Origin of the sequence: Pseudoalteromonas sp. (assembly GCF_041629635.1) — a bacterium.
Classification (GTDB): domain Bacteria; phylum Pseudomonadota; class Gammaproteobacteria; order Enterobacterales; family Alteromonadaceae; genus Pseudoalteromonas.
This window is the reverse complement of the sequence record NZ_JBFKMX010000130.1, coordinates 1-9,850: the sequence shown is the minus strand read 5'-3', so window position 1 is coordinate 9,850 and position 9,850 is coordinate 1. Positions and strand designations below refer to the sequence as shown.

Genomic DNA, 9,850 nt, shown 5'->3' with positions numbered 1-9,850 from the left:
TGCTGTTCACCTAATTGCTCATAAACACTGGCAATAGCTTTTAAGTGCTCAATGGAATGTGCATGTTCTTTTTCAGCACCCTTTAGCAGTGCTAATGCATTTTTTGGCGAGTCGAAATGACCAACATAACTGGCTTGCTTGATGGTTAATACTTGGCTTGATTGCGGTAATGTCTGCTTCGCATTTAGAATAAATTCTGGCACTTTTTCGACCAAATTATTACGGTAGTGATAGCGCATTAAGTTGTGCGCCACATTAGTTGGGATGGCTTGTTTTAATTGCCACTGTGTTTGCAAATTGGCGTAGTGCGTCAATACGCTTTGCGGTGATTGAGTTGCCAGTGAACGCTCGTTTATATGCCAACCATTAAAAATCTGTTTTAAGCTGTTTCGCAACGCGATAAGTCCGACTGAGTTGTGGTTTTCATCGGGATAATGGTTGAATTGCCAAGTGAGCGATGCCTGTGGGTTTAAATCTAAATAGTTAATCAAATCATATTGGCCCATTTGGGTTTCATCAGCTAAAGATAAATGCAGTGACACAGCTGAAAATTTTTTTGTGTGTAAGGTGTTTTTGGCTTTTTTTACAATCGCGTTATCGCCAACCCATACCGAGGGGCTAATGGCAATGTAGTGGTTAAAACGAGCGGGATTTTCAATAAGCGTATTGAGTACAAATAATCCGCCAATCGACTGGCCCACTAAAATATGGTTATTAGCGGTGCGATAGTGGCTTTGAATATAAGGCTTCACTTCACTTTCAAGGTAATCAGCAAATTTGCTGGCACTGTCTGGCTGTTTATCACTAAAACTTGGCGTCATGTAATTTCGGTATGACGATGTACCATTATCCGAAATCGCAACCACAATCACATCTGGAATAAGTTGCCCTTTATTAGCCAACATATCGAGCATGCCAGTCACTGCTTTAAAGTTGTAATCACCATCAAGTAAATAAATAACCGGATAGGTAGCTGTTGGGTTTGTGTGATAGTTTTCAGGCAATGCAATTTGAATCGTGCGTTCTTCACCAAGAGTACTGGATGTGTGTGAAATACGTTGGTGAGTAGACGATAGTGCATTGGTAAACACTGTGTTTAGCATTAAAAAGAGCGATGCTAAAACAATCATTAATCGTTTCATGGTGGTTCCTGTTGAGATTTGCTGTTTTATCCTTAGTTGGCTGTCATCATCTAATAAATTGATTTAAAGTGGAAATAATTAAGTTTAATGACTGAGGCACAGGTATGATCACCGGAAAATGTAATTGTGAAGCGGTTCAATTTGCGATTTTAAGTGAGCCAAAAGATATTTACATGTGTCATTGCTCAATTTGTCGAAAAGCAACAGGGACCAATGGTATTGGTGTGCTGGTTGTGAAAAATAGCGATTTTCAATGGCAAAAAGGGCAAGACGCAGTTGCCACTTGGAAAAAGCCTAACAGCGATTGGCAAACATGGTTTTGTAAAATTTGTGGATCTAAAGTGCCTGGCGACAACGACAGTGAACGAAAATTTATTCCGGTGGGTTTAATTAGTGAAGATAAGGCACTTTCGGTAACGCATCATATTTGGGTAGATTCAAAAGCTCATTGGGATGAAATTGGCGACAATGGCATATTACACCCAGAAGCGTTTGGTACAGGAACCACGCGTGATTAAACTGCAAAAAGCAACTTTTGAAGATGTTGGCTATTTATTAACACTTCGCAAACTAACTATGCATCAGTACCTTGAACAAGCAGGGTTACCTTGTACAGATGAGGCGCACCTTGCGCGCATAAACTACCAATTTTCGCTCACACATTTAATTATTTTGAATAATCAGGTTGCCGGCATGGTGAAGTATGGTTATTTGGCAGATCAAGCTACTTGGTATATTTATCAAATTCAAATACACCCTGATTTTCAGAATAAAGGCCTTGGCAGCAAGGTTATTAGCGAGATTATTGAAACAGCTAACACACAAGAAGACAATGTGGCGCTAAGTGTACTCAAGCAAAATCCAGCGCGCTTTTTATATTTTAACTTGGGGTTTGTGATGGTTGGCGAAGATAACAATGAGTTATTATTGGCTCGGTCAACAGATACCCATTACTTGCATACCTTGCAGCAATATTTAAAAAGCGATTTCACACGCATGAGCGCGCTTAAAGCATTGCAGCAGCTTAATCTTCCAAGTGGTTATATTGCAGCGGGATTTTTACGAAATCTAGTGTGGGATAAATTGCATGGCGATATAAACACGCCACTTAATGATGTTGATGTGATTTACTATGATGCCAGCCAAACCTGTCACAGTCATGATAAACAACTTGAAGTCGAATTATCTAAAGTAATGCCATCAATCAACTGGCAAGTAAAAAATCAAGCGCTGATGCATATAAAAAATAATGATGCTGCGTATAACAATGTGATTGATGCAATGGCGCACTGGCCTGAAAAAGAAACCGCAGTTGCGGTTAAATTAAATGATAAAGGCAAACTCGAATTTATTGCTGCCTTTGGTTTTAACTCGTTATTCGATTTAAAACTAAGCCATAACCCTAAACGTGATAAAAGCGTGTTTTTAGCCCGTGTTGAAAGTAAAAATTGGCAAAATCGTTGGCCAAAAATTGAAATTAACCCAAACTCAGATAAATAAGCAAACCGCTGTAAAGGGGGTTTATACCAATTTTATTAATCATTTGATCATTCTAGCGAGTTAAATGGCCCATAAACTGCGTTCTAAAATTATAAAGTAGAACAACTACATGTCGAATTATAAGCCTTGTTTCTGAGCCATTTCTCTGTCGCAATAAATGACCAGCTAATTAATGTAATTGGTATTACATATCACTTCAAATAATAGGATTAAGTTGTAATGAGAGCGGAACTCAGAGAAAAAGTCATCACAGTATGCGATAAAAAAATTGCAACAAAAGGCGACAATGTGGGCGTTTCTTTTTATGCGTTTTTTGCCAATAAAAATAATGATCTAACACGCTTAATGGAAGCTACTAGGTGGTGGATAGAAACCCACCAGCTTGATCACTTTGAAAAAGCCAAAAAAATAAAAGAAATGGTTATAGCTGGTAAGTGATTGAGAGACTGTCTGCTAACGCAAGAGTGTATTTTAATTTTGAATGGTTGTTGGAGTAATATTTCAACCATAACTTATATGCGGAGATAAAATGAATAAACGCATAAAATTGAATGTTTCTGGTATGTCTTGTGCTTCTTGTGTTGGTAGATTGGAAAGTGCTTTGAAAAAGGTAGTGGGAGTCACGAGTGCCAATGTCCATCTCTCGTCAGAAAATGTCATCATTGAAGGTGATGCTGATACTGCTGCTTTGGTGAAAGCAATAAATGATACCGGATACAGCGTAGAAACCTGTGAAATGCATTATCAAGTGGCTGGTATGGGCTGTGCATCATGCATTAGTCGCATTGAGAAGGCTGCATATTCGCTGCCCCAAGTGATTAAAGCAAATGTGAACTTAGCGAGCGAAAAGCTCACTGTTACAGTAATTTCAGCTCTCGACTTTGATGAGCTGTCAAAAGTTATTACAGATGCGGGCTATTCGCTTGTTGAAACTGAGAAAAAAGGGCTTTTTGGCGAAATGAATAGCGGCGAGAAGCTCCTAATTTATCGCGCTGATTGGTTTGCTGCCGCAGCATCTATGGCCTTAACATTACCTATGCTACTCCCCATGTTTGGTTTGTTTTTTAACTATCATTGGATGCCGCCCGCATGGGTGCAATGGGCACTGGCCACCCCCATTCAGTTTTACTTTGGCGCCCGCTTTTATCGTGCTGGCTGGGGGGCATTAAAGGCGGGGGCTGGCAATATGGATTTGTTGGTCGCTATTGGCACCAGTGCGGCTTATGGATTATCGCTCTACCTGTGGTGGACATTCAGTGGTGAGCATGGTCAGCCCCATTTGTATTTTGAAAGCAGTAGCGCTGTGCTGAGTTTAGTATTACTTGGCAAATACCTTGAACTCAGAGCAAAACGACGTACTACAAGTGCTTTAAAAGCATTAGAAAACCTTAAGCCAATTATGGCAACAGTATGGCGAAACAATATTTGGCAAAGTATCCCTGTTGCACAGGTCCAAAGTGGCGAGCGTGTAACAATTAAGCCAGGTGAGCGAGTGCCGGTTGATGGTGAAGTATTAAAAGGGCAATCACAAATCGACGAGGCCTTAATCAGTGGTGAAAGTGTGCCTGTTTATAAAACTGTGTCAGATAAGGTCACTGGTGGCTCGGTTAATCTTGATGGCATTTTAGAAGTCACCGCAACTAGTGTAGGTGCCGAATCAACGCTTGCTCAAATTATTCGTTTAGTTGAGCATGCCCAAGGCGCTAAAGCTCCAGTGCAAGCCTTAGTTGATAAAGTGAGCGCGATATTTGTGCCAATTGTGCTTGTGGTTTCGCTTATCACATTGCTTTCTTGGGGGCTTGGCAGTGGCGATTGGACTAACGGCATTCTCAATGCTGTGGCGGTATTAGTTATTGCTTGTCCGTGTGCGTTGGGTTTAGCAACACCTGCCGCAATTATGGCTGGTACTGGCACTGCTGCACGGTTTGGTATTTTAGTGAAAGACGCCCGCGCGATGGAGCGAGCAACCAGTATCGATATGGTGATTTTTGATAAAACTGGCACGCTTACATTAGGTAAGCCAGAACTAAGTGAAATGTATGCTTTTAATTCCTCTGAACAAGACGCATTGCAATTAGCCGCATCACTTCAGCAATACAGCGAACACCCTTTAGCACAAGCGATTGTCGATAAGGCTTTAGAGCAGCAATTAGATTATTTACCAATTACAGATTTCAAAGTGGTAGCTGGCCGCGGGGTTAAAGCCTGTCATCAGCAAAGTACGGTTTACCTTGGAAGCACATTTTGGATGCAAGAACTTGCAATCTCATTGCCTGATTTACCGTCTAAAATACCGGGTGCGTCGTTATCTTGGTTGGTAAGCCAAGCGCCAAACGAACAAGCAAAGGTACTCGCACTGTTTTATTTTAGCGATGCGCCAAAAGAACATGCTGCTAAGGCGGTAACTCAGTTAAAACAGCAAGGCATTAAAGTGGCAATGTTAACAGGCGATAACCAAAGTAGTGCTGAATACACCGCGAAATTATTGGATCTTGATGATTATTTGGCAGAAGTATTACCTGAAAATAAAGCTGAGTATATTATTAAAGCGCAACAGCAAGGTTTTTCGGTTGCCATGGTGGGCGATGGTATTAATGATGCGCCTGCGTTAGCACAGTCTGATCTTGGTATTGCAATGGCGACGGGGACTGACGTTGCAGTGAGCGCATCGGCAATTACCTTAATGCGAGGTGAACCAAGCCTTGTGGCATCAGCCTTAACTATGGCGAAACTCACTTATCGCAAAATAAAACAAAATCTATTTTGGGCCTTTATTTTTAATATTATTGGTATTCCATTAGCAGCATTAGGTTTTTTAAATCCAATTATTGCTGGTGGCGCAATGGCTGCCAGCAGCCTGTTGGTGATAAGTAATGCGTTGTTGTTGCAGCGCTGGCAACCTAAGGTATAAAAATAGAAGAATCTATCAGTTTTAAATGGTAATTGAGCAAAGATAGGCTTTGTTTTTCAACTTGGCAACACTCGGTTGTAAAAGGTATTCGTTGAAAGCGACAATTTAAATTCATGCTTAAAGTTTTTTTAACTTTACTTCTTTATTTTCTATAGCTAAAGCTTCTAATTCGGCGAGTGCTTCGACAGTATTTGTATACGCTTTGATATTTAGTCCTGAGGTTTCAATAAATGAATTTAGCAAGCTCAGTTGTACGCGATTAGCACACACAATAGCAATCACTTGGCAGTTATTTTCAAGGCTCCATACATACGTTTGCCCGATAATTTTCATCACTTCAGGGCAGCCTAGTGTTTGCTCATCAATTACATCAATGCGGTACCAGGTATCTTGCGAGCAAGTGGTGGCCTGCTTTTTGAGCTCTTCAAATGCGTTTTTCACACCAATTACATTAAAAGGACCGAATACGTCCAAATGCAAAATATTACTTTGCCATGTACAGCTAATTTTTCCGTGGCCAATCATTGTTAATTCTGTGTACTGATTTTGGGGTCAGTATATGTTGAAAGTCAGTAATTGAACACTAAAATCGTTTAATACCATCTAACATCGGCAATCTTGCAGATATTTGTTTCGCAAGATTACCGATTAGGTGCGCTACAAACGCATTAGCATATTTTCAATGCGGTAAGCTCCTGCATGCGTTTTTACACATGTGGTGTTTTCATCTTTTTCAAATGTCACGGGTGTGTCTTTTTGCGCGGTTTCAACGAGTGCCATTGCCTGTTTTTCGCTGTTACAAAAGTCTTGCAGTGCGCGTCGAATTTGCCCGTTTGAAATGGCATTTTCAAAAACGTTTTCTTCACCAGAATTTGCTTTTTTATTTTCGGTTTTTCTCTGTTTTAGGCTTGATAGCGTAAAATCTTCACCATTAGGCATAAAGTGATAACGAAAAGTGTTCTTTGCCGTGTGCTCTAATATTACAACGCCTTCTTTACCGATGACCGACATATTGCCTGTGCTTTTTTCCACTTTAAGGGCAGTAGTTTCATCAACACCAAAGCCAAATGTTTGCTTGGTTGCTTGCATTAAAACGGCTAAGCGAGGGGTACGGCCGCGCTCGCTAAAATGGGTATCTAAAATGCCGAAATCAAAACTGCCTAGACCACCGTGTTTATCGTAAGTTAGCGCATCAAACTCAAGGTGCTGGCAGCCGCCTTGGTTTTGACAGTTTTCAGCTGGAGGCGGTGCATCAAACGCGCCATTTTTAAGAGCATTTAAGCTACTGCCGTTAGTGATCATAGGTACATAACCATAATTATTTTGGCCACCCGATTGCACGGCCGTGCCAGCACTTGTACCCACTAAAATTTCTCGGCTTTGAATAACCTCAAACCAAGGGTAAGGTTCTTTTGTTTCAGCATTTACAAACACCTGCTTAGTAAGCGATTGATCCCCGCCATTAAAAAACAGGCCATCGGCGTTTTTAAGGGTAGTGATTAAATTGTCGATGCCAGCATCACACAAGGCTTTTTCTTGCGCTGTTAAATCGGGGTAAACCGTGTCGCGGTTATAGGCTAAATTAATTTTGTTGCGGTAGTTATCAAGGTTTTCGCAATCTTGTTTTGCAATGGCTTTAGCAAGTGCTGGTGTTAGCGCTAACCACTTTGCATTTATGTTGTATTGGTTAAATAAACCGTTATAAAAATCCGCAGATTCATATGGGTCACGAGAAGACGCAGTGACTAAATACAGGGTTTTATTTGGCGCGTTTTTAATGTCTAAACTAATGGCGTTTAAAATCTCAGTTGTGCCTTTAACTTTGTTTTTGTTTGTGAGCACTTGCTCACTTACGCGTTTATTATTCACAATGAGTGGTAGTTCAAGCATATCAAATACAAAGTAATATTCTTGATTGCTTAAAGCGCGATATAACGCGGCATTTTCGTTTTTAAATTTATCAATAAGCTCTGCTTTGGAAATGGCGTGTTTGCTTTTTATTTTGTTGAGTAATTTGCGTGTGGCAATTTTGTGCTGTGTGTTGGTGTTTGGCCAATTTGAGTTAATCGCAGTGATGGCTGTTTCGTTAACTAAATAGAGTGAATGGGTTTTTGCATGGGATGAAAATGAAGTTTTTTCAATGCAGTTTTTTGGCGCTAAACTCGAACATGTTTTAAGTGCGCCGCCCGCTAAATAAAGTGTTTGCGCTGAGGATGTTAGGCTATAAAAAAGCGAAAACGCGAGGGTGAAATTTTTTACAAAAGACACAAGGTTCATGATTAATTTCCAATCAAGTTTTAAAAAAATGGCTTGTCATCACAAAAAAAGCTGTGATATAAAAATTATGAACTTTGCGGGATGCAAACTAGCACACGCCAGCTTGTAATGTCAAAAAACACGAGATGAAGAAATGTTAAAAAAAGCGAATCAGCTTGTTTGTTACTTCTACTCACCACACTACCTTTCTGAGTGGTTCGACGAGTAGACACACGGTTTTCAACCGTGGTGTTGTCTATTGGTATGCAACCCACCCCAAAAAAAATTATAAAAATAAAATTTCTTTGATTAAACACGCCTTTTGACTGTGCACTGTCACAATTACATTGGCTAAAACACGGCATAGTTGCGTCTAAATTGCGCAATCGATCCCTCAAATTTATGGGATATGTCTGTTTTGTTTAATCACCTAATCAGAAACAGGTGAAGTATGTATAACAAGTTAACCTTAGCCATTTTTGCAGCGCTGTCAGTGTCAGCACATGCTGCAGAGCAACCAGCCAAAAATTCAGAAGCAGAATCAGTAGAGCGCATTGAGATCACAGGTTCTCGCATTAAAGGTGTTGACCTTGAAGGCACCCAGCCAATCACAATTTTAAGTGCAGAAGACATCGAGCGTTCAGGCGCTTCATCCATTTACGAATTACTGCAAGATATTCCTCAGCTAAAAGGCGGCGCAGGCACATTCTCAACCAGTGAAAGTGGCAGTACATCAACCTCTACACCAGCAGGGCAAGCAGCAGCAAGCTTACGTGGTATGGGACCATCGGCAACACTTACGTTGATTAATGGTCGCCGCGTTGCGCCAAGTTCATTTGCCGCAGGCACGCAAAACTTTGTAGATGTAAACTCAATTCCATTAGCAGCAATTGAGCGCGTTGAAATCTTAGCGACAGGCGCGTCGGCAATTTATGGTGCAGATGCGGTGGCGGGTGTTATTAACTACATCTTGAAAAAAGACTTCGATGGTGGCGAAGTTGAAGTGAGCTACGGTGATAGCTTTGAAGATTCAGATGAAAGTAAAAAACAAATAAACCTTATTTGGGGCACCCAAATTGGTGACGGCAACTTAACCGTATTCGCTGATTACTATGACCGCAACCAGTTTAATGCAAGCGACCGCGATTACCTTGCATCGCCTAATTTAGTTAACAGCTATTCATACTTACCAAAGCTTGAAAACACGCCAAATATTTATTACTACAGCAGCCGTGATGGTAATGAACAGCCTGCACCTGGCTGCTTAACTGAGCTGGTGACAACCGAATATGGCGAGCAAATTTGTGCTTACTACGGTAACCAAGACGATGTATTACGTGCACCGTTTGAAAGTATGTCGGGTGGTTTCATGTTTAATCAAGCTGTGGGCGATCTTGTTTGGAATACCGAGATGTTCTACAGCAAAACTAAATCTACTGCGTATTCAACACCTGCTGCAATTAACCAGCTGGATGACAGCGAAGGCCCGTGGGTAAAAGAAGATGCCTTGTTTATTTATGACGATGCTAACGGCAATAACCCATTACTTGATTCGCTGTATATTGACCCGTTTGATACTTTGCTAGGGCAAGAGCAGTGGGGTTTCCAATTTGATGCGCGCTTTAACGACCCACGCACGGTTGAAGTTGAATCTGAAAACATGCGTTTTGTTACTAGCCTTGAAGGGCAGTTAGCTGATTGGGATTGGGAAACAGGCATCATGTTTTCTGAATCACGCTCAGATCAAGTGGCTGTAAAGGGCGTTTACAACCGCTATAAATTACATGCAGCACTAGCAGGTGAGTTGTGTTCAGATGGCACAATTGCACAGCAAAATAATGGCGATATTAGCTGTGGTGCAGGTTCGTTACTTGATTTTTATAACCCATTTTTAGTGGGGGATGGCACTAACGATGCAACTTTAGCGCTTACGCAAGAAACACCAACACGTAACGGTAAAAGCCGTGTTTACGGTTGGGATTTCACAATTTCTGGCGAGCTCGTAACAATTGGCGACATGGATATTCAATCGTCATTTGGT

Annotated in this window: 8 protein-coding genes; 5 read left to right on the top strand and 3 right to left on the bottom strand. The window is 41.0% G+C overall.

Annotation, left to right across the window (positions count from 1 at the left end; all coding sequences use genetic code 11):
* Positions 1–1,142 (bottom strand): alpha/beta hydrolase (locus tag ABYD77_RS15260; protein WP_372770981.1); only part of this gene is annotated, 1,142 nt, incomplete at its 3' end.
* Positions 1,143–1,246: 104 nt separating this feature from the next.
* Between ABYD77_RS15260 and ABYD77_RS15255 the strand changes: the two genes are divergently transcribed.
* From ABYD77_RS15255 to ABYD77_RS15240, 4 genes are all read left to right on the top strand, one after another.
* Positions 1,247–1,660, top strand: a complete 414-nt coding sequence (locus ABYD77_RS15255) for a GFA family protein (RefSeq protein WP_372770980.1) — start codon at positions 1,247–1,249, stop codon at positions 1,658–1,660.
* On the top strand, positions 1,653–2,642 hold the full coding sequence (locus ABYD77_RS15250; RefSeq protein WP_372770979.1) for a nucleotidyltransferase family protein: 990 nt from the start codon (positions 1,653–1,655) through the stop codon (positions 2,640–2,642). Before ABYD77_RS15255 ends, ABYD77_RS15250 begins: the two co-directional genes overlap by 8 nt.
* Before the next feature lie 219 nt (positions 2,643–2,861).
* Entirely contained in the window at positions 2,862–3,080 is a 219-nt protein-coding gene (locus ABYD77_RS15245; RefSeq protein WP_372770978.1) for a DUF6500 family protein, read from the top strand.
* A 91-nt stretch (positions 3,081–3,171) separates the two neighbouring features.
* Complete coding sequence (locus tag ABYD77_RS15240; protein WP_372770977.1) at positions 3,172–5,553, top strand: heavy metal translocating P-type ATPase; 2,382 nt, start codon at positions 3,172–3,174, stop codon at positions 5,551–5,553.
* Positions 5,554–5,670: 117 nt separating this feature from the next.
* On the opposite strand, the gene ABYD77_RS15235 is transcribed toward ABYD77_RS15240, so the two are convergent.
* Both ABYD77_RS15235 and ABYD77_RS15230 read right to left on the bottom strand, forming a co-directional pair.
* Complete coding sequence (locus tag ABYD77_RS15235; protein WP_372770976.1) at positions 5,671–6,078, bottom strand: hypothetical protein; 408 nt, start codon at positions 6,076–6,078, stop codon at positions 5,671–5,673.
* A gap of 132 nt (positions 6,079–6,210) precedes the next feature.
* Entirely contained in the window at positions 6,211–7,830 is a 1,620-nt protein-coding gene (locus tag ABYD77_RS15230; RefSeq protein ID WP_372770975.1) for a cyanophycinase, read from the bottom strand.
* A 430-nt stretch (positions 7,831–8,260) separates the two neighbouring features.
* Between ABYD77_RS15230 and ABYD77_RS15225 the strand changes: the two genes are divergently transcribed.
* Positions 8,261–9,850, top strand: a 1,590-nt coding sequence (locus ABYD77_RS15225) for a TonB-dependent receptor plug domain-containing protein (RefSeq protein ID WP_372770974.1), incomplete at its 3' end; no start/stop codon positions are given.

Bases quoted from the DNA above. Each gene is read 5' to 3' on its own strand.
- ABYD77_RS15255 (WP_372770980.1), top strand. From the start codon at position 1,247: ATGATCACCGGAAAATGTAATTGTGAAGCGGTTCAATTTGCGATTTTA.
- ABYD77_RS15230 (WP_372770975.1), bottom strand. From the start codon at position 7,830: ATGAACCTTGTGTCTTTTGTAAAAAATTTCACCCTCGCGTTTTCGCTT.
- ABYD77_RS15245 (WP_372770978.1), top strand. From the start codon at position 2,862: ATGAGAGCGGAACTCAGAGAAAAAGTCATCACAGTATGCGATAAAAAA.
- ABYD77_RS15235 (WP_372770976.1), bottom strand. From the start codon at position 6,078: ATGATTGGCCACGGAAAAATTAGCTGTACATGGCAAAGTAATATTTTG.
- ABYD77_RS15240 (WP_372770977.1), top strand. From the start codon at position 3,172: ATGAATAAACGCATAAAATTGAATGTTTCTGGTATGTCTTGTGCTTCT.